The organism is Achromobacter anxifer (assembly GCF_903652925.1).
In the GTDB taxonomy this organism is placed as follows: Bacteria; Pseudomonadota; Gammaproteobacteria; order Burkholderiales; family Burkholderiaceae_B; genus Achromobacter; species Achromobacter anxifer.
In genome coordinates, this window is the sequence record NZ_CAHLAR010000004.1 from 499,356 (window position 1) to 523,198 (window position 23,843).

Here is a 23,843-nt window from a genome sequence, read left to right on the forward strand (position 1 = left end):
TGCGTCTGGCTATTTCTGCTCGGCCTTCTCGGCCGGCTCCCTAGTCCGTTTCCGGCGCCATCAAAGATCCAGCACCAGCAATTCGCTGCGGGCGCGGGAAACGCATACGGTCAGGTAGTCCTGCTGGTCGGCGGCATCCAGCACATAGTCGCGGTGGTCCACCTCGCCAGACAGGTAGCGCACCTTGCAGGTGGCGCACAGCCCGGCCTCGCAGGACGTCGCAAGGCCGATGCCCGCATCCTTCAGCACGTCCGCGATGCTGCGGTCCGCGGGCACGGCCAGGCATTGCCCCGTGCTGGCGATCTCGATCCGGAATCCGCCTTCCGGCGCCGCCGCATCGGGCACGCGCTCGGGCGCCTTGAAATGTTCGCAATGCACCGTGCCGGCGGGCCAGTGGGCGGCCGCCTTCGCGCAGGCGTCCATGAAACCAGCGGGGCCGCAATAGAACAGGTGCGTGCCTGCCGGCGGCGCGCCGTGCAGCAGGCCGGCGATATCCAGACCGCGCGCTGGATCGCCGTTGTCGAAGTGCAGATGCAGCCGCCCGGATTCCAGCAAGGCGTCCAGCTCGCCGCCGAAGGCCGCGGCGCCGGCATCGCGGGCGCAGTAGTGCAATTCGCAATCGGCGCCCTGTTCGCGCAACGCGTGGGCCATGGCCTTGAGCGGCGTGATGCCGATGCCGCCGGCCAGCAGCACGGTCTTGCGCGCGGCAGGATGCAGTTCGAAATTGTTGCGAGGACGGCTGACGCGCACCCGGTCCTGGACGCGCAGGCGTTCATGCAGGCTTTGCGAACCGCCCCGCCCCTTGGCATCGCGCAGCACCGCGATCACGTAGCGGCGCCGCTCGGTGGGCGAATTGCACAACGAGTATTGCCGCACCAGGCCGCCCGCCAGATGGATGTCGATGTGGGCGCCGGCCGAGAACAGCGGCAACTCGCCGCCGTCCGGATCCACGAATTCATAGGAATGGATGTTCCTGCCTTCATAGCGGATCTGCGTCAGGAACAGCTCCAGTTCCCCGGGCTGATCCGCGTCTGCTTCGCGCTGTGTCATCTTGTCTCCTCGACTTTTTTCTGCCGAATCCGGCGCGCGCCGCCATGCGCGCGCGCCGGACCGCGGCCTCAGGCCTTGCGGGCCGACTGCTCCAGTTCTTCCAGGCGCTGGCGCACGGCCTGCGCGCGGGCCTCGCCCTTGAGGTGCTCGCACTCCGTCAGGATCGCGACGATGCCCTTGGAGATGCGGCGCCGTTGCGCCACTTCGTCGCCGATGTCGTCGGCCAGGGGGATTTCCAGGACGTTGCCCGAGCAATAGCTGTTGGGCGCGCCGGCGACAGACCTCAGCCATTCGGCGAAACCGGCGGGCCCGGCCGCGGGGTTGGCGCCCCGCACCGCGTCGCGCAGCAGCTTGCGGAACATGTACAGCCCGGCGTCGAACTTGGTGGGATGCTCCAGCGCATGGACCGCGATCGGCCGCTGGCTGATGATGGCCTCGTAGTCGCCCGGCGCGTACTGCGCCTCCTTGTAGTTGGCGCGTTCGCGATGGTTCGGCGGAATTGGCGGCATGTCCTCGATGCCGTATTCGCCGAAGCGTTCCGGCCTGCGCATGGCGACCTGTCCTTCCAGAAAGTCGATGCTCTCGTAGCCCACCCACTCCTTCTTGCCGATGCCGCGCGTGTCGATGCCGGGTCCCATGACGCGCCAGCCGATCATCTTGCTGTTCTCGTCATCGACCGGCACCGTCCAGCGGATGATGTGGAAGCGGCTGAAGAGCTTCTTCTTTGAGCCGTCTTCCGAGGTGTAGGCGTGCAGGCTCAGGTTGGGCAATGCCTGGTGCTGCACCCGGATGAACAGCTTGTCCTTGTCGACCCGGCGCGCGCCGGCGCAGGCCAGGCTGCGGCCGTTCTGCACGGGGATGAACTGCATGTCCGGCGCGACTTCCATGGACGCGGCGCCGACTTCGTCGAAGGTGGTGCCCTGGTAGTGGCCGCCGACCACGTTCTTGCCCGCGTGCAAGGCCGTGGGGTGATAGTTGTCGGCCGCGTTGTCCTGCACCTGCAGCCAGTTGCAGTGCTGGAAGTTGCTGTACGGCACCAGCTCGTCGCCTGGCAGCACGGTGAAGTCGCCTTCCCATTCGGGGAACGGCGGCTCCTCGTCCGGCGGCCCCATGTAGGCGAAGACCAGGCCGTTGCGCTCCACGGCCTTGTAGGCGCCCTGGCGGATCGAGCAGGCGTACTTCTCAGCCTCGGCCTCTTCGCCGGCGGGGAACGGCACATGCAGACAGGTGCCGTCCACGTCGAACACCATGCCGTGGTAGCAGCACTGGATCCCACGCTCCTGGATGGCGCCGTACTCCAGCGAAGCGCCGCGGTGGACGCAATGCGCATGCAGCACGCCGACGCGGCCGCTGCCGTCGCGGAATGCCACCAGCTCCTCCGTCATGATCTTCAGGAAGCGCGGCGTATCGGTCAGCTCCATCGACATGCAGATCGGATGCCAGAAGCGCCGCATGTATTCGCCGGTGGGCGTGCCCGGCCCGGTTTCCGTGAGTTCCGGGTCATGGCCCACGACCTTGTTCGTGTAGTACCCGCCATAGGGGATCAGCTTCTTGACCGTGGCCTGGCCCGTGCCGCCGGCGGCCGAGTCGGCGCCGTGCTTGTCCATCAGTTTGCTCATGTCGTGTCTCCAGTGTTGCGGCCTGCGCCGCGCTCGTTGATTTGAATCTACATTCCGAATACCGAAGTCTGTATACAGACTTTAAAGGCACAATAGCGCTTTGTTCATTCGGGTTACTACCGATCAAAGCATGCGATTGACGCTCCAATCGCGCGCCTGTACTCTGAATCCAAAGTACAAAGGCACAAAAAATGACGCTCAAGTTCGACAAGATCCAAGTCCGCCCCGACTACGTGGACGAGGTCTACCGGGTCCTGCTGGACGCCATCAGCGACGGTTCCCTCGCCCCCGGCACCCGTCTCACGCAGGAAGAGATCGCCGAACAGTTCGCCGTGTCGCGCTCCCCCGTGCTGCAGGCCCTGCGCCTGCTGAAGAAGGACGGGCTGGTTCAAGACGCGCCCGGGCGCGGCGTGCTGGTCGCGCCCCTGGACCTGGACTGGATCGGTAAGCTGTACGAAGTCCGGGGCGCGCTGGATGCGCTGGCAGCCAAACTCGCCGCCCAGCGCGGCGCCCGCATCGACAAGAGCCTGATCGCCCAGGGACAGCAGGCATCCCGGAGCAACGACGTCAAGTCCATGATCGACGCGGACATCGCGTTCCACAACGCGCTCTACCAGGCTTCCGGCAACTCGCTGATCGCCGACAGCGCGCACCTGCATTGGGTGCACCTGCGCCGCGTGATGGGCGCGGTGCTGCAATCGTCCGCGCAACGCGACTCGATCTGGCAGGAACACGAGGCCATCGCCGACGCCATCAATGCCGGCGACGAGGCCCGCGCCGTGGAACTCACCAACCTGCACGCCGAACGCGCCCGCAGCAACCTGCTGCAACGCCTGGGCGAAGTCCTGGACGAGCGCTGAGACGCCGGCCTGCCGGCGCTTGCGCGGAATCGCGGCGAGCGTCATCGGGCGATGCTCAACGGCGCTGCGCTGGCGCGCCATTGACGTCCTTGGCGGGCACCAGGAAAGTCAGCAGGCTGCCCAGCACCATGCTGGCGGCGATGCCCACGATGCCGCCGCCGGTGGAGCCCGTGGTGGTCTGCATCCAGCCGATCAGATAAGGGCTGATCACGCCCGAGATGCTGCCGATGGAGTTGGCCAGCGCGATGCCGGCCGCCGCCGCCGCGCCGCCCAGGATGGCGGGCGGCACCGTCCAGAACTGCGAGATCGTGGTCATCACGCCCATGGTGCCGGCGGTCAGCGCGATCATGGCCAGCACGGTGTTGTTGGCATAGACCACGCTCAGGCACAGCGCCGCCGCGCCGACCACGCCCGGCACCGCCAGATGCCAGCGGCGTTCGCCGTGGCGATCCGAACTCTGCCCGACCATGATCATCGCCAGGGTGGCCGCGGCATAGGGCAAGGCCGACAGCAGGCCGATGTCCATGGTGTCCGACACCCCGGCCGCCTTGACCAGCGACGGCAGCCAGAAGCTGACGCCGTACAGGCCCATCGTGAAACAGAAGTAGATGCCGCTCAGCAGCAGGATGCGCGGACTCAGCAGGCCGTCGCGCAAGCTGTGCAGCTTGTTCTGGCCGGACTGCTCTTCGTTCAGGTTGCGGGCGATCAGGTCCTTTTCGTCCCGAGTCAGCCATTTCGCGTCCTCGACCTTGTCGTCCAGGAAGAAGAAGGCGACCACGCCGATCAGCACCGTGGGTATCCCCTCCAGCAGGAACAGCCATTGCCAGCCCGCCAGCCCATGCGCGCCGCCCATCGACGACATGATCCAGCCCGACAAGGGGCCGCCCACCACGCCCGACATCGGAATGCCGGTCAGGAACAGCGCCGTCACCTTGCTGCGCTGGCTCGACGGAAACCAGTACGTCAGGTAGAGCAGGATGGCCGGAATGAACCCGGCTTCCGCCACGCCCAGCAGAAAGCGCATGATGTAGAAGCTGGTGGGCGTGGTCACGAACATCATCGCCGCCGAGATCAGGCCCCAGGTCACCATGATGCGGGCGATCCAGCGCCTTGCGCCCACGCGCAGCAGGATCAGGTTGCTGGGCACCTCGAACATCAGGTAGCCCACGAAGAAGATGCCTGCTCCCAGTCCGTAGACCGCTTCGCTCATGCCCAGGTCGTTGAGCATCTGGAGCTTGGCGAAACTGACATTGACACGGTCCAGATAGGCGCACAGATAGCAAAGAAACAGGAAAGGCAGCAGCCGCCACATCACTTTGGCATAGACAGCCGTTCCCGACCGCGGCGCATAGCCCGCGTGGCTCGTGGTACTCATGGTGATTCGTCTCCGTTGGTTCTGATCCGCGCGCCGTCTGACGCGGCGCGGCATGGGCGGATGCGTGGCCGCCGCCCCGGCTTCAATCGAACATGTCGGGCTGGGTCGCGGCCAGCTGGTCCCAGATGGCCTGGAAATGCAGCCAGCCGATGTACTCGCTGCCCACGTGTTCGCGGCTGTAGCGCGCGCGTTCCTCGGTCACCAGGCGCGGCTTGAGCCCGGTGGCCTCCACCAACAACTGCTGCTGGCAACAGCGCTCCAGGGCGATGAACCAGAAGGCGGCCGCTTCGATGCTGTGGCGGCTGGCCGTGAGCAAACCGTGGTTCTGGTGGATGGCCGCCTTGACGCCGCGAAAGGCGTTGGCCACCTTGTGTCCGGCCTTGACCTCGACCGCCACCTGCCCGGCTTCGTCGCCGATGACGACGTGGTCTTCATAGAAGGCCGCCGCGTCCTGGCTGATGGGTTCGAGCGGCCGGCCCAGCGACGCGAAGGCGGTGCCGTAGACCGTGTGCGCATGGCACATCGCGACGATGTCCGGGTGCGCCTCGTGCACGGCGGCGTGCAGCACGAAGCCTGCCCGGTTCACCGCATGGCTGCCCTCCACCACCCGGCCCTCGTGGTCGGCCAGGATCAGGTTCGACACCTTCACCTGCGAAAAATGGACCGCCATCGGATTGGTCCAGTACAGGTTAGGCCTCTCGGGATCGCGCACGGTCAGGTGGCCGGCGAAGCCATAGTCGTAGCCCTGCAGGGCGAAGGCGCGGCAGGCCGCGACCAGCCGCTCCTTCAGGTGCCGCCGCTGCTCGGCGTGCGAGGCAAAGGCGGGCAACTCGGGAAAGATCAGCCCTTTCTGCTCGGGCTGGTAGATGGAGATCCGGCCGTTGAGATCGATCGCCGGGCGGGTTTTTTCCATGACTGCGGACATGTCTGCTCCTCGTGTGATGTGCGTGCAGCAGGCATGTTCGGCCTCCGGGCTACCCTTTGACAAACGATGGTTGTTCATGGAACGATGAATCACATTCACCTGAAAAGGCGGGCCCGTGAGACGCGTACCCAACTTCGTGCTGTTGCGCGCCTTCGAGGCCGCGGCCCGGTTGCAGAGCTTTGCACTGGCCGCCCAGGAACTCCATCTGACTCCGTCCGCCATCAGCCATCAGGTCAAGGAACTGGAGCAGTATTTCGGCCGCACGCTGTTCCTGCGGCGCCACCGCCGCGTCGAGCCCACCCCCGAAGCCACGCGCCTGCTGGAAAGCCTGAGCCGCGTGTTCGACGTGGTGGAGGCGGCCTGCGCCGAGGTAGCGCTGGCGCCGCAGGCGCAGGTGCTGGCGCTGCATTGCGCGCCCAGCTTCGCCGCGAAATGGCTGGGGCCGCGCCTGAGCGATTTCACCCAGGCGCATCCGCGCATCACCATCCGCCTGACCACCGGCGCCGAACCGCTGGACCTGACGCGAGTCAACGAAATCGACGTGGCGGTCTCCTATGGCAGCGCGCTGGAACGCGCCGGCATGCGCACCATTGCGCTGGGCCGCGAGCCCATCCTGCCGCTGTGCACGCCGGAACTGGCGCGATCCAGCCTGCCGCCACGCGAACTGATTTCACGCCTGACGCTGATCGACTCCCAGCTCAGCCGCGTGACCTGGAGCGACTGGTTCGGCGCCAATGGCCTGCGGCTGCCCGACACGCCGCGCCCCTCCTTCGACCGGGCGGCCATGGCCATCGCCGCGGCCGTGGATGGCATGGGCGTGGTGCTGGAAAGCGCGCGGCTCGCCGCGCGCGAAATCGGGCGCGGCGAACTGGTGGAGCTGGGCCGGGGCGAATTCCCCGAAGTGCAGCGCGAAACGCATTTTCTTTCGTACCGCGCCAGCGAAGCCAGACAGGAAAAAGTCGGCGCGTTCATTTCCTGGCTGTTGCGCATCGCCGGCATGGCGCCGCCCGCGGCCGAATCGGGGCGCGCGGATAAATGAACCCGGCGGTATGCTCTGCGGGCGCGCTGTTTACGGCGGTCTCGCCGCCCTCACCCTGCCTTTCCAAGCCGATGCCGGCCCCACCGGGCCGGCGCGGCATTCCTCTCAAGCTCAAGGATCATCCAGCATGAAGGCGTACTTCCACGACGATCAGAAACTGCATCACCCGCAGACCTATTTCTCGCGCGGCAAGATGCGCACTCCGCAGGAAGTGCCCTCGCGCCTGGACGCGCTGGCGCAAGCCGCCCGCAAGCTGGGCTTCGACGTGCAGCCGCCACCCGACCAGGGCGCGGGCGCGATCTCGGCGGTACACACGCTGGACTACCTGCGCTTCCTGCAAGGCGCGCATGCCGCCTGGAAGAAACTGCCCGACGACTGGGGCGACGAGGTCGTGTCCAACGTCTTTGTGCGCGAACCCAACGCCTTGCGCGGCGTGCTGGCCCAGGCCGCGCGCTACCTGGCCGACGGCAGCTGCCCGGTCGGGCCCAATACCTGGCATTCGGCCTACTGGTCGGCGCAATGCGCCATCGCCGGCGCTGACGCGCTGCTGGCGGGCGACCGCCACGCCTACGCCATCTGCCGTCCGCCGGGCCACCACGCCCGGCGCGACGCGGCCGGCGGCTTCTGCTACCTGAACAACGCGGCCATCGCCGCCCAGCGCCTGACCTCGCGCTTTCCGCGCGTGGCCATCCTGGATACCGACATGCACCATGGCCAAGGCATCCAGGAAATCTTCTACGAGCGCAGCGACGTGCTGTACGTCTCCATCCACGGCGATCCTGAGAACTTCTACCCCGTGGTCGCCGGCTATGAAGACGAGCGCGGCGCCGGCGCGGGCTACGGCTACAACATCAACCTGCCCATGCCGCACGGCTCGCCGGAATCGGTGTTCTTCGACAAGCTGGCGCAGGCCCGCCGCGCCATCGAGCTGTTCCAGCCCGACGCGCTGGTGCTGTCCCTGGGCTTCGACATCTTCGAAAAGGATCCGCAGGCCATGGTCGCCGTCAGCGAAAACGGCTTCGAACGCCTGGGCCGGGAAGTCGGCGGCCTGGCGCTGCCCACCCTGATCGTGCAGGAAGGCGGCTACTACATCGAAGGCCTGGAATCCAACGCTTCGCGCTTCTTCGGCGGATTGGCGTCAGCCTGATCCCGCAAGCCGCCGGCGTCCCGCCGCGGACGCCGGCCGCCCCACGCCGGCCGGGCAAAACCGGCGCTAGTGGTTTTCCCTAGAAATCGAAAAGCCCGGTTCACAAGCCGGACCGCCTCCGGTACATTTCGTCCAGTGGCCTGACCACTGAGCCACCAGATATCCGGACACTCTCAGGAATACCCAGGGATACCCGCAAGACAAGCCTCGGCAGACCCATTACGCTCTACGTCCCGATCATTCACCCGACTGCAACAATGACTTCTCTCCAGGCCGTAGCCTCGACCCGCCTCTACCGCATGATTGCCGACCAGATCGCCGCGCGCATCAAGGCGGGCGACTTCCCCGCGGGCGGTCGGCTGCCGGCCGAGCGCGAACTGGCCGAGCAACTGCAGGTCAGCCGCGCCTCGGTGCGCGAAGCGCTGATCGCGCTGGAAATCGAAGGCTATGTGGAAGTGCGCGTGGGCACCGGCGTGTTCGTGAACCAGGCGCGCGAGGACGGCCAGTACCAGTCGCCGCAGCAGGCGCCGGCCTCCGCCAATGGCGTCGAAGCCACCGACATCGGCCCCTTCGACCTGCTCGAAACCCGCCTGCTGCTGGAACCGGAATGCGCGGCCCTGGCGGCGCAGAAGGCGTCGCCGGCCCAGATCGCCGCGATCCGCGCCGCCCACGAAGGCATGTCCCTGACCGAATCCCCCAGCGTGCACGACCGCGCCTTCCATAGCGCCATCGGCGCGGCCTGCGGCAACGCCGCCCTGGCGGCGGCCATCTCGCACATCTGGCATCTCAGCACGCTCAGCCCGGTATTCAACCGCCTGGAAGAACACTTCGTGACCACCAAGGTGTGGAGCGAAGCCCAGCAGGAACACGAACGCATCCTCGCGGCCATTACCGACCGCGATCCCATCCGCGCGCGCCATGCCATGCACGACCACCTGGTCGGCATCCTGGCCCGCCTGCGCGAAGACTTCGGCAGCACCGGGATCCGATGATTTGATGAACGCCTGAACCCCGGCCTGAAGCCCGGGCCCCCACCCTTACCTACCCTGCATGCACCGCCGGCGCAAAACGCGCCGCCCGCGGCAAGGGGATCGGCTTGCCCGCCGATACGCAAGCGCAGTTCCGCAGCATCCGCAATACCCCCGCAATGCCCCGCAGTACCCGTAAGTCCATACCTAAAACACATCAAGGTGAAAACATGCAGCTGACCCGTACCGTGAAGCTTTTGAGCGCGGCGCTATTGGCGCTTGGCGCCCATGCCGCCCAGGCCAACAAGGCTGACAACTCCCTCAACATCGCCTTCGACGCGGCGCCCGCCACGCTGGACGCCTACAAGGAATCGGACCGTCCCGGCCTGGCGCTGGCGCGCATGGTCTTCTCGGGTCTGCTGCAGAAAAACCAGGACACCGGCGAGTTCGGCCCAGCCATCGCCACCGGCTACAAGTTCGTCAACGACACCACCATCGAACTGCCGATCCGCAAGGACGTGAAGTTCCACGACGGCTCGCTGCTGACCATGGACGACGTGCTGTACACGCTGAACCTGGTGTCCTCCGAGGGCTACAAGGCGCGCTTCCAGAACCAGGTGGCCTGGATCGCCAAGGCCGAAAAGGCTTCCGACGACACCGTGCGCATCACCATGAAGACGCCGTACCCGCTGGCGCTGGAGATGCTGTCGGAAAACCTGCCGATCTATCCGCGCAAGTACTACGAGGCCAACCAGTCCGACATGGGCGCCAAGCCCATCGGCACCGGCCCCTACCGCCTGGTGGAAAGCCAGCCGGGCAGCCGCTACGTGTATGAGCGCTTCGAGGATTACTTCGGCGCCAAGCCCGCCGTGCAGAAGCTGGTGGTGCGGGTGCTGCCCGACGCCAACACCCAGTACGCGGAACTGCTCTCCGGCGGCCTGGACTGGATCTGGCGCGTGCCGCCGGACGTGGCCAAGCGCATGGAAAAGCAGCCGGCCGTCACGGTCAAGAGCAGCAGCATCATGCGCATCAGCTATATCTCGCTGAACCCGCGTTTCGACGACGGCAAGTCGCCGCTGGCCAAGCAGGAAGTGCGTCAGGCCATCAACTACGCCATCGACCGCGAAGCCATCCGCAAGGCATTGGTGGGCGGCGCGTCCAAGGTGATCAATGCCGCCTGCAACCCGGCGCAGTTCGGCTGCGCCGCCGACGTGCAGGCCTACAAGTTCGACCCGGCCCGCGCCAAGCAGCTGCTGGCCCAGGCCGGCTACCCCAACGGCGTGACGCTGGACCTGGTGATCTCGGCGCCGCCGCGCTCCATCCTGGACGCGGCCGCCGCGCAGATGGCCCAGGCCGGCATCAAGCTCAACCTGGTCGAGCAACAGTACGGCACCGCCATGACCAACTGGCGCGAAGGCAAGATCGCCATGCTCTCGTCCAACTGGGGTTCCTACGGCATCGCCGACGCGGCGCTGTCGACCAGCAACTTCTTCCGCGGCGGTCCCGACGACCAGGCGCGCAACCCGGAAGTCATCAAATACCTGGAGACCGCCGACACCTCCGTGGACCGCGAGCTGCGCGCCAAGAACTACGCCGCCGCCCAGAAGATCGTGGCCGACCAGGCCTACTGGGTGCCGCTGTGGAACCACTCGCTCAACGCCGTGCAGTCCAAGGACCTGAACTTCTCGGTCGACGGCGACGAGTTCCCGCGTTTCTACAAGGCCCGCTGGAACTGACCGGCCCCGCCGACCTGGCCGCGCTTCCATGCCCTTGCGGGCGGAAACGCCGGCCGGTCCGACGCACACCGTCATAGGTAAGTCCCATGATTGCATTCCTGTTCCGCCGCCTGGTGGTCTCCGCGCTGCTGGTGGTGTTCGTCTCGCTGATCAGCTTCTCGCTGGTGTTCGCCTCCGGCAATCCGGCCGCGCGCCTGGCCGGCGAAGGCAGCGCCGCCGACGCGGCCCGCCTGTCCCAGCTGCACGGCTTCAACGACCCCATCCTGGTGCAGTACGGCCGCTGGCTGGCCGGCGTGGCCCGCGGCGACTTCGGCGACAGCCTGTACTTCAGCCGCCCCGTGGCCGAACTGCTGGGCCAGCACTTCCCCGCCACCGCCAAGCTGGGCCTGGCCGCCATGCTGTTCGCGCTGCTCCTGGCGATTCCGCTGGGCGTGCTGGCCGGCCTGCGCAAAGGCTCGCTGATCGACCGCGCCACCATGCTGCTGTCGGCCTGCGCCCAGGCCATGCCGCCGTTCTGCCTGGCATTCCTGCTCATCATCGTCTTCAGCGTGCGCAACCAATGGCTGCCGGCCTCGGGCTTCGACAGCTGGAAGCATTACGTGATGCCGGTGGTCGCCCTGGGCCTGTTCGCCATGCCGGCGATGCTGCGCCTGATGAAATCCGAAATGGAGACGGTGCTGGCTACCGACTACATCCGCACCGCCCGCGCCATGGGCCTGGGCGGACCCAGCGTGGTGCTGAAGTACGCGCTGCGCAACGCCCTGCGGCCGCTGGTGTCGCTGGCCGCGGCCCAGATGGGCACGCTGCTGGCCGGCTCGGTGGTGATCGAAACCGTGTTCGCCATCAACGGCGCGGGCCTCCTGGCCTGGACCTCGATCCTGCGCGGCGACTTTCCCACCATGCAGGCGCTGATCCTGATCTTCGCCCTGATCTACATCTTCCTGACCCTGATCGCCGACCTGATCAACGGCTGGCTCGATCCCCGCGTGCGAGTGTCCTCATGAACAGCGCCATCGCTCCCTCCCTTCCCGTCCGCCCGCGCGGCGCGCGCGCCGCCCGCTACGGCCGCAACTTCGGCCTGGCCGTGCTGGCGCTGCTGGTGCTGGCCGGCCTCCTGGGTCCCTACCTGATTCCGCACGACCCGTACACACAGGATCTGCTGGCGCGGCTGCAGGAGCCCGTCTGGGGCGAGGACGGCAGCTGGAACCACATCCTCGGCACCGACCAGCTGGGCCGCGACGTGCTGGCGCGCGCGCTCTACGGCGTGCGCGTGTCGGCGCTGATCGGCCTGTCGGTCGCGCTGATGGGCGGCCTGATCGGCACCACGCTGGGCGTGGTCGCCGGCTACTTCGGCGGCGCGGTGGACCGCGCCGTGTCCTTCCTGATCACCGCGCGCCTGGCGCTGCCCATCATCCTGGTGGCGCTGGCCGTGGTGTCGGTGGTCGGCGCCTCCCTGACCGTGGTGGTGCTGGTGCTGGGCCTGTTGCTGTGGGAGCGCTACGCGCTGGTGGCCCGCACCATGGCCGCCGGCCTGCGCAACGCCGAGTTCGTCACGGCGTCGCGGCTGCAGGGCTGCACCCATCTGCAGATCATCTGGCGCGACATCCTGCCCAACCTGGTCGGCAACCTGCTCATCATCGGCACCGTGGACGCCGCCATGGCCATCACGCTGGAGGCCTCGCTGTCGTTCCTGGGCCTGGGCGTGCCCGCGCCCATGCCGTCGCTGGGCCTGATGATCGCCGAGGGCAAGGAAAACATGCTGTTCCAGCCCTCGCTGGTGGTGATCCCCAGCGTGGTGCTGTTCGTGCTGGTGCTGTGCGTGAACCGCGCCGGCGAATCGCTGCGCGCCGCGCAAATGAAGAAGGGCTGATCCATGAGCGCTCACAGCCATCCCCTGCTGCGGGTCCGGGACCTGCATATCAACATCGACACGCCCACCCACGTCAAGCACGTGGTGCGCGCGGTGGACTTCAGCCTGGAGCGCGGCAAGACGCTGTGCATCGTCGGCGAATCGGGCTGCGGCAAGTCGCTGACCGCGCTGGCCCTGCTGGACCTGCTGCCGACGGCCGCGCGCCGCCGCGTCGCCCAGCTGGAATTCGCCGGCCAGGACCTGGCCGCGCTCACGCCCGCGGCGCTGGCGCAGTTGCGCGGCGCGCGCATCGCCATGATCTTCCAGGATCCGATGACCTCGCTGAATCCGGTGTTCCCCATCGGCACCCAGCTGGTCGACGTGCTGCGCCGGCACAAGCGCGTCAGCCGCCGCGAGGCCGAGGAACGCGCCGAATACCTGCTGCGCCGCGTCGGCATCGCCAATCCTGAAGAACGCATGCGGCAGTATCCCTTCGAACTGTCGGGCGGGTTGCGCCAGCGCGTCATGATCGCGATGGCGCTGATGTGCGGCCCCGAACTGCTGATCGCCGACGAACCGACCACCGCGCTGGACGTGACCGTGCAGGCCGAGCTGCTGGACCTGCTGCGCGACATCCAGGCCGAGTTCGGGCTGGGCATGGTGTTCATCTCGCACGACATGGGCCTGGTGGCGCGCATCGCCGACCACGTCATCGTCATGTACGCGGGCGACATCGTGGAAGGCGGCAGCGTGCGCGAGGTGCTGGAACATCCCAGCCATCCCTATACCGCCATGCTGCTGAACTGCATCCCCCAGCCCGGACGCACCGCGCCGCGCGCGGAATTGCCCACCATCGCGGGCGCCGTGCCCTCGCTGGACACGGCCATCCGCGGTTGCGCCTTCCGCGAGCGCTGCCCCGCGGCCGAAGCGCGCTGCGCCGCGCCCTTCCCCGCGCGCGTGCAGGGCGGACACCGTTGCCTGTGCATCAAACCCGGCGCCCTGCGCCCAGGAGTCCCGGCATGAGCAGCCGCAGCACGCCCTCCGCCAGCATCAGCCTGAACGCGCTGTGCTTCCAGTACGGCCGCGCCGGACTGTTCTCGCGCCGCCCCGCGCCGCGCATCCTGCACGACATCGACCTGCATGTGCCGGCCGGCCAGACCATAGGCCTGGTGGGCGAGTCCGGCAGCGGCAAGTCCACCATCGCCAAACTGATGCTGGGCCTGCTGGCGCCGACCCAGGGCCAGGCGCTGCTGGACGGCAAGCCGCTGGCCGCCATGCCGGCGCGCGCCCGCGCCCGCCGCATCCAGATGGTTTTCCAGGATCCGTACTCCTCGCTCAACCCGCGCCGCACCATCAATGAAATCCTGACCGCGCCGCTGCGCGTGCACGGCATCGGCGACGCAGCCTCGCAAGCCGCCTCGGTGCGCCGGATGATGGACGCCGTGGGCCTGGTGCCCGCCTTCGCCGCGCGCTATCCGCGCGAGCTGTCCGGCGGCCAGCGCCAGCGCGTGGCCATCGCCCGCGCCCTGATGCTGGAACCGCAGCTGCTGATCTGCGACGAGCCGACCTCGGCGCTGGACGTGTCGGTGCAGGCGCAGATCCTGAACCTGCTCATGGAATTGCAGCGCGAACGCGGCCTGGGCTACCTGTTCATCAGCCACAACCTGGCCGTGGTGCAACACATCGCCGACGAGATCGTGGTGCTGCAAGGCGGCCGCGTGGTCGAGCGCGGGCCGGCCAGCCAGGTTTATTTCGAACCGGTACATCCCTATACCCGCCAACTTATCGGCGCCACCCTGGCCGTGCCGCAGATGCAGGAGCTTGCCGCATGACTGCTTCCGCCAACCGCCATCTGCTGCTGATCGGCAACGACCAGAAAGTCACCTGGGAAGACGGCCAGATCCGCTTCCTGGCCCCCGGCAACGACAGCCTTAGCGTGTACGACGCCGGCGCCAATCCGGCCCTGCCCGAGCTGGTCGGCACCCTGTCCCTGCCCAATTCGCTGTTCGGCCCGCCGGTCAACCTGTCCGTGACGCCCGACCAGCGCCTGGGCCTGATCGCCGATTCCATGGACTGGCCCGAACGCGCAGACGGCACTGGCTGGCAGCCCGCGCCCGGCCGGGACCTGTACGTGGTCGACCTGGAAGCCAACCCGCCCGCCATCGCGCAGCGCCTGCAGGTCGGCCTGCAGCCTTCGGGCCTGTCGATCAACCGCGCCGGCACGCTGGCGCTGGTGGCCAACAAGGCTGGGCGTTCGGTGTCGGTGCTGCGCATCGCCGGCAGGCAGGTCGAGGTCTGCGACGAAGTGGACGTGGATGGCGCCGCCGTGGCTGTGTCCTTTGCCGCCGACGGCCGCCGCGCCTTCGTGGTCAAGACCGACACGCACCGCCTGGGCGTGCTGCACATCGACGAAAGCGGAGCGCGGCCCGTGGTGACGCACGATCCCGCCGAAGACCTGACCACGGGCCTGGTGCCGTTCAACCTGGTGGTGTCGCCGGACGGCGCGCTGGCCCTGGTGGTGGACATGGGCAGCCCGACCGCCTCGGACGGCCACGCCGATTCGATCAGCGTGGTGGACCTGCGCGCCCAGCCGCCGCGCGTGGTCGACCGCGTCATGGTCGAGGACGGTCCCGAGGGCATCGCCATCAGCCCCGATGGCCGCCATGCCGCGGTGGCCATCGTGCAGGGCTCGAACAACCCGTCCAGCGCCTGGTTCCATCACCCGCGCGGCCAGATCGTGCTGCTGCGCATAGACGGACTGTCCGTGACCCGCGCCGGCGCCATCGAAGTCGGCGCCCTGCCTGAAGGCGTGGCCTTCAGCCCCGACAGCCGCTATCTGTACGTCGGCAATTTCCTTGCCGCCGAAATGCAGGTGCTGGCGGTGGACGAGGCCGGCCTGTCCGATACCGGCGCCCGCATTGCCCTACCCGGCCGCCCCGCTTCGATGCGGGCCCAGTCCTACTGAGCCCGTGGATTACCCGAACACCCTTCCTTCCCATCCTGCTTTCCGGAGTTTCGCCATGACTTACGCGCATCACAAGAAACCCTCCCTGCTGGCCGCCGCCCTGCTGACCCTCGCCGGCCTGGCGCCGCTGTCGGCCCACGCGCTGGACATCAAGCTCGGCCACGTGCTGGCCCCCAGCCACAGCTGGAACAAGGCCGCCGAAGGCTTCGCCGCCGAGGTGAAGGAAAAGACCGCCGGCCGCGTCAACTTCGTGCTGTTCCCCAGCGGCCAGCTGGGCAATGAAAAGACCATGCTGGAAGGCCTGCAGATCGGCAGCCAGGGTGCGGCCATCATCGGTTCGGGCTCGCTGCAGCCCATCGAGCCCAAGTTCGGCGTGGTCGAGCTGCCCTACACCTGGTCCACCTCGCAGCAAGCCTACAAAGCGTTTGACGGCGAGCTGGGGGAAGCCCTCGCCAAGCTGGCGGACAAGAAGAACCTGACCATCATCTCCTGGTGGGAAAACGGCTTTCGCCACGTCACCAACAACCGCGGCGCGGTGGCCAAGCCGGCCGACCTGGCCGGGCTGAAGACCCGCGTCACGCCCGACAAGATGCGCCTGGACACCTTCACCGCGCTGGGCGCGAACCCGGCGCCGCTGGCCTTCGGCGAACTGTACTCGGCGCTGCAGCAGAAGGTGTTCGACGCGCAGGAGAACCCGCTGTCCATCATCTACACCTCGTCCTTCTTCGAGGTGCAGAAGTACCTGTCGCTGACCGGCCACGTCTGGGGCCCCGCCAACCTGATCATCTCCAAGCCGGTCTGGAACCGCATCTCGGCCGACGACAAGAAGATCGTCCAGGCGGCCGCCGACAAATGGCGCGACGCCCAGCGCCAGATGATCACCGACGGCGACCAGCAATACATCGCCCAGTTGAAGGAAAAGGGCATGCAGGTCAACGAGGTCGACAAGGCCGCCTTCGCCGCCGCGGTCGAGCCGGTCTGGAAGACCTATTCGGTCACCTACGGCCCCGAGCTGATGGCGCTGGTCCAGAAGTACCGCGAGGCCAAGTAATGCTTCACAGACTGTCCGCGATCCTGTCGGGCATCAGCAAGGCCGTCGCCGCCGTGGCGGTGGCCTTGCTGGCGATCCTGATCTCCTATGTGGTGTTCTCCCGCTTCGTCACCCACACCACGCCGCACTGGGCCGAGGAACTGCCGCGCCTGGTGCTGGTGTGGTCGGCCTTCATCGGCGGCGTCGCCTGCAGCTACGAGCGCTCGCACCTGATGGCCGGGCTGCTGCCCTTCGTGGTGCGCAATCCCCGCATCCTCAACGCCTTCGAGCGCATCAACCAGGCCTTCATCATCGTCGGCCTGGCCGCCCTGGGCTACGCCGGCTGGCAGCTGGCCGAGCTGACCATGGACCAGACCCTGCCCGCGCTGGACGTGTCGGCCGGCACGGTGTACCTGGCGCTGCCGTTCGCCTGTGCCATCACCATCGTGGTGCACCTGGCGCAGCTGTTCTCTCCCGCTCCCGCCGCTGTAAAGGAATAACCAGATGTCTACGGGTGCTCTCTTCCTGATGGGCGTGTTCACGGTCACGGTGCTGATCGACATGCCCATCGCTTTCGGCCTGGTGCTGTCCTGCCTGGCCTACCTGGCGGTCTATGACGCGGCGCCCATGATGGTGGCGGCGCAGCAGTACGTGGTGGGGCTGGACAGCTTTACCCTGCTGGCGATTCCGCTCTTCATCCTGGCCGCCCAGCTGATGAACGGCGCGGGCCTGACCCAGCGCATCGTGCGCCTGTGCGCCGCCATCGTCGGCGACATCAAGGGCGGCTTGGCCGTGGTGGCCGTGCTGGCCTGCCTGATGTTCGGCGCGCTGTCCGGCTCGGGCGTGGCCGACGTGGTCGCCATCGGCAGCCTGCTGCTGCCCGCCATGGCCCGCAGCGGCTACGACAAGGGCTTTTCCTGCGCCCTGGTCGGCAGCGCCGGGGCCACCTCCACCATTATCCCGCCCAGCATCGTGCTGATCGTCTACGGCACCATCACCGACACCTCGGTGGGCAAGCTGTTCGTGGCCGGCATCATTCCGGGCATCCTGCTGGGCCTGTCGCTGATCGGCGTGGCCATCTGGCAATCGCGCAAGCACAACTGGGCCGGCGGCCAGCCGTTCAGCTGGACCGAGCTGCGCGCCGCGGCCATCGACGCCCTGCCCGCGCTGATGGTGCCGGTGCTGATCATCGGCGGCATCCGCTTCGGCATCTTCACCGCCACCGAGGCCGCCTCCAGCGCCATCATCTATGCTTTGCTGATCGGTTTCTTCTGGTACCGTACGCTGAGCCTGAGGTCGCTGTGGGACAACCTCAAGTCCACCGGCGAAAGCAGCGCGTCCATCCTGCTGATCATCGGCGCCTCGGGCCTGTTCGCCTGGGTGCTGGTGGCCGAGCAGGTGCCGCAAGCGCTGTCCACGCTGCTGGTGGAATGGACCGACAGCAAGACCGCCGTGCTGCTGGTGCTGACCGTGGTGCTGTTGCTGCTGGGCACGTTCATGGAGGCCATTCCGGTCATCATCATCGTGGCCCCCGTGGTGATGCCGGTGCTGGCGCACTACAACATCGATCCGGTGCACTTCGGCATCCTGCTGTCGATCAACATGGCCATCGGCGCCAACACGCCGCCGGTCGGCGTCGACCTGATGGCCGCGTGCAAGATCGGCGGCATCAATATGATGCAAACGCTGCGTCCGCTGTCCTGGATGATGCTGGCCATGACCGCGGTCATGCTGCTGCTGACCTTCGTTCCTGAACTGGTGCTGTTCCTGCCGAGGCACGTGCAATGACCCCCTCCATTCCTACCCGCCGCCCCGCGGCCCTGCGCCGCAGCTGGATGTTCGTGCCCGGCCTGGACGACCAAGCCCAGGCCGCCGGCCTGGAAAGCGGCGCCGACGCGCTGGTGGCCGACCTGGAAGAGTTCACCGCGCCGGCCGACCGCCCCGCCGCGCGCCCGCGCGTGGCCGCGCTGTTCGCCCGCTGCCGGGCCCGCGGCGTGGTCGCCGCGGTGCGCATCAACAAGCTTGAGGAAGACGGCCTGGAAGACCTGCGCGACATCATGCCCGGCGCGCCGGATGCGGTACTGCTGCCGCACGCCGAGAGCGCCGCGCAGATCGCCGCGCTGGACCAGGCCATCAGCGCGCTGGAGGCCGAACTGGGCCTGCCGGCCGGCAGCACCGAGATCGTGCCCACGCTGGAATCCGCCCTGGGCGTGCACCGCGCCTACGAGATCCTGACGGCCAGCCCGCGCGTGTCCGCCTGCCTGCTGGCGGCCGAGGACCTGACCGCCAGCCTGGGCGCGGAACGCGGCAAGGACGGCATCGAACTGCATCACCTGCGCGCCCGCTTCCTGGTGGACTGCACGGCCGCAGGTTGCCTGCCCATCGACTGCCCCTTCAACTACCGCGACCTGCCGGCGCTGGAAGCCGACCTGCGCTGGGCCCGCCGCCTGGGCCTGAAGTCCAAGTGCGCCACCGTGGCCGAACAGGTGCCGTTGATCCACGCCGTGTTCACGCCCGCGCCAGACGAAGTAGCGGCGGCGCGCGACTGCGTGGAACGCTACGAAGCCCAGCGCGCCGGCCGCCTTGACGCCGAACGCATCGATCCCCCCGTCTACAACACCGCGCGCCGCTTGCTGGCGCGCCATCACCAATTCGAACGATGGGCCGCCGAGCGCCGCGCGCAGGCCGTCCCGCAACAAGGAGACTCCGCATGACGTCAGCCGCAATTCCCGAACGCAATGGCGGTCAGATCCTGATGCAGCAGCTGCGCATCCATGGCGCGCGCCGCATATTCATGATCCCCGGCGAAAGCTATCTGCCCTGCATCGATGCGCTGAACGAGCACACCGATGCCATCGAACCCGTGGTCTGCCGCCAGGAAAGCGGCGCCGCCTACATGGCCGAGGCCTATGGCAAGCTGACCGGCGAACCCGGCATCTGTTTCGTCACGCGCGGCCCCGGCGCCACCAACGCCAGCATCGGAGTGCATACCGCCTTCCAGGACTCGACCCCGATGATCCTGTTCGTCGGCCAGGTGGGCAACGACTTCATGGAGCGCGAAGCCTTCCAGGAAATCGACTACCGCCGCATGTTCGGCCAGATGGCCAAGTGGGTGGCGCAGATCGACCGCACCGACCGCATTCCCGAATACATCTCGCGCGCCTTTGCCGTAGCCACCAGCGGCCGGCCCGGCCCGGTGGTGCTGGCGCTGCCCGAGGACACGCTGTGGGGCCGCGCCAGCGTGGCCGACCTGCCGCGCTACCCCCGCGTGCACAGCCATCCCGGCGCCGCCGACCTGGCCCGTATGACGCAGTTGCTGGACGCCGCCGAGCGCCCCTTCCTGCTGCTGGGCGGCAACGGCTGGCACCAGACCGCCATCGACCAGATCGCCGGCTTCGCCGAACGCTTCGAGCTGCCGGTGGGCACGGCCTGGCGCCGCCTGGAATGCTTCGACCAGCGCCACCCCAACGCCGCCGGCCACGTCGGCTGGGCCATGACGCCGGAACTGCGCCAGCGCCTGCGCGGCGCCGACCTGGTGCTGGCCGTGGGCACGCGCATGGGCGAGGCCACGACCGAGGGCTATACCGTCATCGAAAGCCCGCTGCCGCGCCAGAAGCTGATCCACGTCTATCCCGACGCCGCCGAACTGGGCCGCGTGTTCTCGCCGACCCAGGCCATCGTGGCGGACGTGGCCAGCTTTGCCGCCAGCGTGGCGGGGCTGGTCCCGGGTCACAAGACGGCGCGCGGCGCCGCGGTGCGCGCGGCTCACCAGGAACTGGTCGACAGCCTCCAGCCGCTGCCCTCGCCGGGGCCGATGAGCCTGGACCAGGCCGCCGCCTACGTCGACGCGCACGTGCCGGCCGATGCCTGCATCACCGTGGGCGCGGGCAACTATGCGCTCTACCCCCACCGCTACCGCCGCTATGCCGGCCCGGGCACCAGCCTGACGCCCACCGTGGGCTCCATGGGCTACGGCCTGCCGGCGGCCATCTCGGCCAAGCTGGAGGACCGCAAGCGCACGGTGGTCTGCTACGCCGGCGACGGCTGCTTCCAGATGAACATGCAGGAGCTGGGCGTGGCGCTGCAATACCGCCTGGGCGTGGTGGTGCTGGTGTTCAACAACGGCATCTGGGGCACGATACGCGCGCACCAGGAACGCGAGTTCCCGGCGCGGCCGATCGCCCTGTCGTTCGAGAACCCGGACTTCACCCAGATCATCCGCGGCTACGGCGGCTATGGCGAAGCCGTGGAAGACACGGCCAGCTTCGGCCCCGCGTTCGAACGCGCGCTGGCCTTCGCCGAGCGCGAAAGCATGCCGGCCCTGCTGGAAATCCGCTACGACGCCAACGGCATTTCGCCGGGCGAAACCCTGATGGGCATCCGCGAGGCCGCGCTGGCCCGCAATGCCGCCAGCCACTGACACAGAGGGAGTTCCACCATGACGACGACTATCTCCATCAACGGACAGCGGCTGTGGCAGTCGCTGATGGACCTGGCGCAGATCGGCGCTACGCCCAAGGGCGGCAACTGCCGCCTGGCGCTGACCGCGCTGGACGGCCAGGGCCGCGACCTGGTCACCGGCTGGATGCGCGATGCCGGCATGACGCTGCGCGTGGACCAGGTGGGCAACATCTTCGCCCGCCGCGCCGGCCGCAACAATGAACTGCCGCCAGTCATGACCGGCAGCCATATCGACACCCAGCCCACCGGCGGCAAGTTCGACGGCTGCTACGGCGTGCTGGCGGGGCTGGAGGTCATGCGCAGCCTGAACGACCACGGCGTGGTCACGGAAGCGCCGCTGGAAGTGGCCATCTGGACCAACGAGGAAGGCTCGCGCTTCGTGCCCGTGATGATGGGTTCGGGCGTGTTCGCCGGCAAGTTCCCGCTGGAAGTGGCGCTGACCGCCACCGACCGCGACGGCAAGTCGGTAGCCGACGAACTGGCCGCCATCGGCTACGCCGGCACGGACCCCGTGGGCGGCCGCCCGGTGGGCGCGTACTTCGAGGCCCACATCGAACAGGGTCCGATCCTGGAAGACGAAGAGAAAGTGGTGGGCGTGGTGACCGGCTCGCTCGGCCTGCGCTGGTACGACGTGACCGTGACCGGCATGGAAATGCATGCCGGCCCCACGCCCATGCCGATCCGCCGCGACGCGCTGTACGCCGCCAGCTACCTGCTGCAGGCGGTGGTCGGCATCGCCAACGACAATCAGCCGCACGGCCGCGGCACCGTGGGCGAAATCCACGCCCATCCCGGCTCGCGCAACGTCATCCCGGGCCAGGTGCGCTTCACGGTGGACCTGCGCCACGAGGACGAGGCCACGCTCACCCGCATGGACCAGCGCTGGCATGAAATCTGCGCCGAAATCGCCCAGCGCCACAACGTGGAGGTGGACGTGAAGCACGTGCAGTACTTCCCGCCCACCCCGTTCGACCCGGACCTGGTCGGCAAGGTGCGCGACGGCGCCCTCCGCCGCGGCCTGGCCGCCATGGACATCGTCACCGGCGCCGGCCACGACGCGGTCTACATGGCCGCCGTCACCCCCACCGCCATGATCTTCGTGCCGTGCAAGGACGGCGTCAGCCACAACGAGATCGAGGACGCCAAGCCGGCCGACCTGGAAGCGGGCTGCAACGTGCTGCTCGACGCCATGGTGGCGCGCGCCAACGCCCAGGAGGTCCGCTCATGAGCCAGGACGCCGCCTACTGGCGCGCCCGCGCCGCCGCGCTGACCTTCCGCGGCCAGGCCTACATCGACGGCGCCTATTGCGACGCGGCCGATGGCGCCACCTTTGCCGCCGCCAGCCCGATAGACGGACGCAAGCTGGCCGACGTGGCCGCCTGCGGCGCCGCCGACGTGGACCGCGCGGTGCAGGCCGCCCGCCGCGCCTTCGAGGCCGGCGTCTGGAGCGGCCTGGCGCCGCGCCAGCGCAAGCAGCATCTGCTACGCCTGGCCGCGCTGATCGACGAACACCGCGAAGAACTGGCGCTGCTGGAAACGCTGGACATGGGCAAGCCCATCCGCGACGCGCTGGCCTTCGACGTGCCCGAGACGGCGCGCTGCTACGCCTGGTACGCCGAGGCCATCGACAAGATCTACGACGAGATCGCCCCCACCGGCCCCGATGCGCTGGCCACCATCACGCGCGAGGCCCTGGGCGTGGTCGCGGCGGTGGTGCCCTGGAACTACCCGCTGATGATGGCCGCCTGGAAGGTCGCGCCAGCTTTGGCCGCGGGCAACAGCGTCATCCTCAAGCCGGCCGAGCAGGCCTCGCTGTCGGCCATCCGGCTGGCGGCGCTGGCCGAGCAAGCCGGCATCCCCGCCGGCGTCTTCAGCGTGGTGCCCGGCCTGGGCGCGCAAGCCGGCCAGGCGCTGGGCCTGCACCCCGACGTGGACTGCATCGCCTTCACCGGATCGACCGCCACCGGCAAGCGCTTCATGGAGTATTCGGGCCAATCGAACCTGAAGCGCGTGTGGCTGGAGTGCGGCGGCAAGTCGCCGCACATCGTGTTCGAGGACTGCCCCGACCTGGACCGCGCCGCCCAGGCCGCGGCCCTGGCCATCTTCTCCAACCAGGGCGAAGTCTGCATCGCGGGCTCGCGCCTGTACGTGCAGGACGGGATCTACGACGTCTTCATGGCCAAGGTCGCGGAGCATGCCGCCGCGCTGCAGCCGGGCGATCCGCTGGATCCCGCCACCGCCATGGGCGCCATGGTCGACGAACGCCAGATGCGCGGCGTGCTGGCCCGCATCGAAGCCGGCTCGGCCGAAGGCGCCCGCCTGCGGCTGGGCGGCCGCCAGGCGCGCGGCGACACGGGCGGCTATTACATCGAGCCGACCATCTTCGATTGCGCCGGCCAGGACAACAGCCTGGTGCGCGAGGAGATCTTCGGGCCGGTGCTTGCCGCCCAGCGCTTCGCCACCGAGGACGACGCGGTGCGGCTGGCCAACGACTCGATCTACGGCCTGGGCGCCGGTCTCTGGACCGCCAACCTGTCGCGCGCCCACCGCCTGTCGCGCCGCCTGCGCGCCGGCCTGGTCTGGGTCAACTGCTACGCCGACGGCGACATCACCGTGCCGTTCGGCGGCGTGAAGCAATCGGGCTTCGGCCGCGACAAGTCGCTGCACGCGCTGGACAAGTACAGTGACCTCAAGACCACCTGGATCAGCCTGTCGGTTTGATCCCCCGGCGGATGCCCTTGGGGCATCCGCCATCCATGCCATTTCGCGTTATCTGCTTGGCCGTCCGCGTCATTGAAGGCGGCCGGCCCTTGTGCGAC

Annotated in this window: 21 protein-coding genes; 17 read left to right on the forward strand and 4 right to left on the reverse strand. The window is 68.2% G+C overall.

The annotated features are described in order from the left end of the window. Positions 1-60: 60 nt before the first annotated feature. Both HWY37_RS15360 and HWY37_RS15365 read right to left on the reverse strand, forming a co-directional pair. Positions 61-1,050 carry a PDR/VanB family oxidoreductase gene (locus HWY37_RS15360; RefSeq protein ID WP_176088973.1) on the reverse strand — a complete coding sequence of 330 codons (990 nt, stop codon included), beginning with the start codon at positions 1,048-1,050 and terminating at the stop codon, positions 61-63. Between the two features lie 68 nt (positions 1,051-1,118). Continuing rightward, on the reverse strand, positions 1,119-2,669 hold the full coding sequence (locus HWY37_RS15365; protein ID WP_175206469.1) for a Rieske 2Fe-2S domain-containing protein: 1,551 nt from the start codon (positions 2,667-2,669) through the stop codon (positions 1,119-1,121). A 191-nt stretch (positions 2,670-2,860) separates the two neighbouring features. Here HWY37_RS15365 and HWY37_RS15370 point away from each other — a divergent pair, with 191 nt between their 5' ends. Then, positions 2,861-3,529, forward strand: coding sequence for a GntR family transcriptional regulator (locus HWY37_RS15370; protein WP_175206468.1), 669 nt, complete (start codon positions 2,861-2,863; stop codon positions 3,527-3,529). A 55-nt stretch (positions 3,530-3,584) separates the two neighbouring features. Here the strand turns inward: HWY37_RS15370 and HWY37_RS15375 are convergent, their stop codons facing one another. Both HWY37_RS15375 and HWY37_RS15380 read right to left on the reverse strand, forming a co-directional pair. Next, positions 3,585-4,904, reverse strand: coding sequence for an MFS transporter (locus HWY37_RS15375; protein ID WP_176088974.1), 1,320 nt, complete (start codon positions 4,902-4,904; stop codon positions 3,585-3,587). Positions 4,905-4,986: 82 nt separating this feature from the next. Further along, the gene (locus HWY37_RS15380) at positions 4,987-5,829 is read right to left on the reverse strand and encodes a class II aldolase/adducin family protein (RefSeq protein WP_176088975.1); all 843 of its coding nucleotides are present in this window, start codon (positions 5,827-5,829) and stop codon (positions 4,987-4,989) included. 115 nt (positions 5,830-5,944) lie between these two features. Here HWY37_RS15380 and HWY37_RS15385 point away from each other — a divergent pair, with 115 nt between their 5' ends. The 16 genes from HWY37_RS15385 (at position 5,945) to HWY37_RS15460 (ending at position 23,745) form a co-directional block, all read left to right on the forward strand. Beyond that, complete coding sequence (locus tag HWY37_RS15385; RefSeq protein ID WP_176088976.1) at positions 5,945-6,868, forward strand: LysR substrate-binding domain-containing protein; 924 nt, start codon at positions 5,945-5,947, stop codon at positions 6,866-6,868. Positions 6,869-6,995: 127 nt separating this feature from the next. Then, a complete protein-coding gene (locus HWY37_RS15390; protein ID WP_176088977.1) occupies positions 6,996-8,015 on the forward strand; it encodes a histone deacetylase family protein in 1,020 nt (339 codons plus the stop codon). Between the two features lie 257 nt (positions 8,016-8,272). Continuing rightward, positions 8,273-9,007: a FadR/GntR family transcriptional regulator gene (locus tag HWY37_RS15395; RefSeq protein WP_175206463.1), complete on the forward strand. Its 735-nt coding sequence runs from the start codon at positions 8,273-8,275 to the stop codon at positions 9,005-9,007. Between the two features lie 206 nt (positions 9,008-9,213). After that, the gene (locus HWY37_RS15400) at positions 9,214-10,719 is read left to right on the forward strand and encodes an ABC transporter substrate-binding protein (RefSeq protein ID WP_176088978.1); all 1,506 of its coding nucleotides are present in this window, start codon (positions 9,214-9,216) and stop codon (positions 10,717-10,719) included. A gap of 86 nt (positions 10,720-10,805) precedes the next feature. Continuing rightward, on the forward strand, positions 10,806-11,723 hold the full coding sequence (locus HWY37_RS15405; RefSeq protein WP_176088979.1) for an ABC transporter permease: 918 nt from the start codon (positions 10,806-10,808) through the stop codon (positions 11,721-11,723). Then, entirely contained in the window at positions 11,720-12,589 is an 870-nt protein-coding gene (locus tag HWY37_RS15410) for an ABC transporter permease (protein ID WP_176088980.1), read from the forward strand. Before HWY37_RS15405 ends, HWY37_RS15410 begins: the two co-directional genes overlap by 4 nt. 3 nt (positions 12,590-12,592) lie before the next feature. After that, positions 12,593-13,591 carry an ABC transporter ATP-binding protein gene (locus tag HWY37_RS15415; protein WP_176088981.1) on the forward strand — a complete coding sequence of 333 codons (999 nt, stop codon included), beginning with the start codon at positions 12,593-12,595 and terminating at the stop codon, positions 13,589-13,591. Further along, positions 13,588-14,400 (forward strand): ATP-binding cassette domain-containing protein, encoded by an 813-nt coding sequence (locus tag HWY37_RS15420; RefSeq protein WP_176088982.1) that lies wholly within the window; start codon positions 13,588-13,590, stop codon positions 14,398-14,400. The genes HWY37_RS15415 and HWY37_RS15420 overlap by 4 nt, the downstream gene beginning before the upstream one ends. Next, positions 14,397-15,533 (forward strand): lactonase family protein, encoded by a 1,137-nt coding sequence (locus HWY37_RS15425; RefSeq protein WP_176088983.1) that lies wholly within the window; start codon positions 14,397-14,399, stop codon positions 15,531-15,533. Before HWY37_RS15420 ends, HWY37_RS15425 begins: the two co-directional genes overlap by 4 nt. Before the next feature lie 55 nt (positions 15,534-15,588). Beyond that, positions 15,589-16,584, forward strand: coding sequence for a TRAP transporter substrate-binding protein (locus HWY37_RS15430; protein ID WP_175206456.1), 996 nt, complete (start codon positions 15,589-15,591; stop codon positions 16,582-16,584). After that, a complete protein-coding gene (locus HWY37_RS15435; protein ID WP_176088984.1) occupies positions 16,584-17,063 on the forward strand; it encodes a TRAP transporter small permease in 480 nt (159 codons plus the stop codon). The genes HWY37_RS15430 and HWY37_RS15435 overlap by 1 nt, the downstream gene beginning before the upstream one ends. A gap of 4 nt (positions 17,064-17,067) precedes the next feature. Then, positions 17,068-18,351: a TRAP transporter large permease gene (locus HWY37_RS15440; protein WP_176088985.1), complete on the forward strand. Its 1,284-nt coding sequence runs from the start codon at positions 17,068-17,070 to the stop codon at positions 18,349-18,351. Continuing rightward, positions 18,348-19,277 (forward strand): HpcH/HpaI aldolase/citrate lyase family protein, encoded by a 930-nt coding sequence (locus tag HWY37_RS15445; RefSeq protein WP_176088986.1) that lies wholly within the window; start codon positions 18,348-18,350, stop codon positions 19,275-19,277. Before HWY37_RS15440 ends, HWY37_RS15445 begins: the two co-directional genes overlap by 4 nt. Further along, complete coding sequence (locus HWY37_RS15450) at positions 19,274-20,983, forward strand: thiamine pyrophosphate-binding protein (RefSeq protein ID WP_176088987.1); 1,710 nt, start codon at positions 19,274-19,276, stop codon at positions 20,981-20,983. The genes HWY37_RS15445 and HWY37_RS15450 overlap by 4 nt, the downstream gene beginning before the upstream one ends. Before the next feature lie 18 nt (positions 20,984-21,001). Then, the gene (locus tag HWY37_RS15455; protein ID WP_176088988.1) at positions 21,002-22,252 is read left to right on the forward strand and encodes a Zn-dependent hydrolase; all 1,251 of its coding nucleotides are present in this window, start codon (positions 21,002-21,004) and stop codon (positions 22,250-22,252) included. After that, complete coding sequence (locus HWY37_RS15460) at positions 22,249-23,745, forward strand: aldehyde dehydrogenase (RefSeq protein ID WP_176088989.1); 1,497 nt, start codon at positions 22,249-22,251, stop codon at positions 23,743-23,745. Before HWY37_RS15455 ends, HWY37_RS15460 begins: the two co-directional genes overlap by 4 nt. The last annotated feature ends 98 nt before the right edge of the window (positions 23,746-23,843 follow it).

Coding starts and splice junctions, on each gene's coding strand:
- HWY37_RS15360 (WP_176088973.1), bottom strand. CDS start 1,050: ATGACACAGCGCGAAGCAGACGCGGATCAGCCCGGGGAACTGGAGCTG.
- HWY37_RS15365 (WP_175206469.1), bottom strand. CDS start 2,669: ATGAGCAAACTGATGGACAAGCACGGCGCCGACTCGGCCGCCGGCGGC.
- HWY37_RS15370 (WP_175206468.1), top strand. CDS start 2,861: ATGACGCTCAAGTTCGACAAGATCCAAGTCCGCCCCGACTACGTGGAC.
- HWY37_RS15375 (WP_176088974.1), bottom strand. CDS start 4,904: ATGAGTACCACGAGCCACGCGGGCTATGCGCCGCGGTCGGGAACGGCT.
- HWY37_RS15380 (WP_176088975.1), bottom strand. CDS start 5,829: ATGTCCGCAGTCATGGAAAAAACCCGCCCGGCGATCGATCTCAACGGC.
- HWY37_RS15390 (WP_176088977.1), top strand. CDS start 6,996: ATGAAGGCGTACTTCCACGACGATCAGAAACTGCATCACCCGCAGACC.
- HWY37_RS15395 (WP_175206463.1), top strand. CDS start 8,273: ATGACTTCTCTCCAGGCCGTAGCCTCGACCCGCCTCTACCGCATGATT.
- HWY37_RS15400 (WP_176088978.1), top strand. CDS start 9,214: ATGCAGCTGACCCGTACCGTGAAGCTTTTGAGCGCGGCGCTATTGGCG.
- HWY37_RS15405 (WP_176088979.1), top strand. CDS start 10,806: ATGATTGCATTCCTGTTCCGCCGCCTGGTGGTCTCCGCGCTGCTGGTG.
- HWY37_RS15410 (WP_176088980.1), top strand. CDS start 11,720: ATGAACAGCGCCATCGCTCCCTCCCTTCCCGTCCGCCCGCGCGGCGCG.
- HWY37_RS15415 (WP_176088981.1), top strand. CDS start 12,593: ATGAGCGCTCACAGCCATCCCCTGCTGCGGGTCCGGGACCTGCATATC.
- HWY37_RS15420 (WP_176088982.1), top strand. CDS start 13,588: ATGAGCAGCCGCAGCACGCCCTCCGCCAGCATCAGCCTGAACGCGCTG.
- HWY37_RS15425 (WP_176088983.1), top strand. CDS start 14,397: ATGACTGCTTCCGCCAACCGCCATCTGCTGCTGATCGGCAACGACCAG.
- HWY37_RS15430 (WP_175206456.1), top strand. CDS start 15,589: ATGACTTACGCGCATCACAAGAAACCCTCCCTGCTGGCCGCCGCCCTG.
- HWY37_RS15435 (WP_176088984.1), top strand. CDS start 16,584: ATGCTTCACAGACTGTCCGCGATCCTGTCGGGCATCAGCAAGGCCGTC.
- HWY37_RS15440 (WP_176088985.1), top strand. CDS start 17,068: ATGTCTACGGGTGCTCTCTTCCTGATGGGCGTGTTCACGGTCACGGTG.
- HWY37_RS15445 (WP_176088986.1), top strand. CDS start 18,348: ATGACCCCCTCCATTCCTACCCGCCGCCCCGCGGCCCTGCGCCGCAGC.
- HWY37_RS15450 (WP_176088987.1), top strand. CDS start 19,274: ATGACGTCAGCCGCAATTCCCGAACGCAATGGCGGTCAGATCCTGATG.
- HWY37_RS15455 (WP_176088988.1), top strand. CDS start 21,002: ATGACGACGACTATCTCCATCAACGGACAGCGGCTGTGGCAGTCGCTG.
- HWY37_RS15460 (WP_176088989.1), top strand. CDS start 22,249: ATGAGCCAGGACGCCGCCTACTGGCGCGCCCGCGCCGCCGCGCTGACC.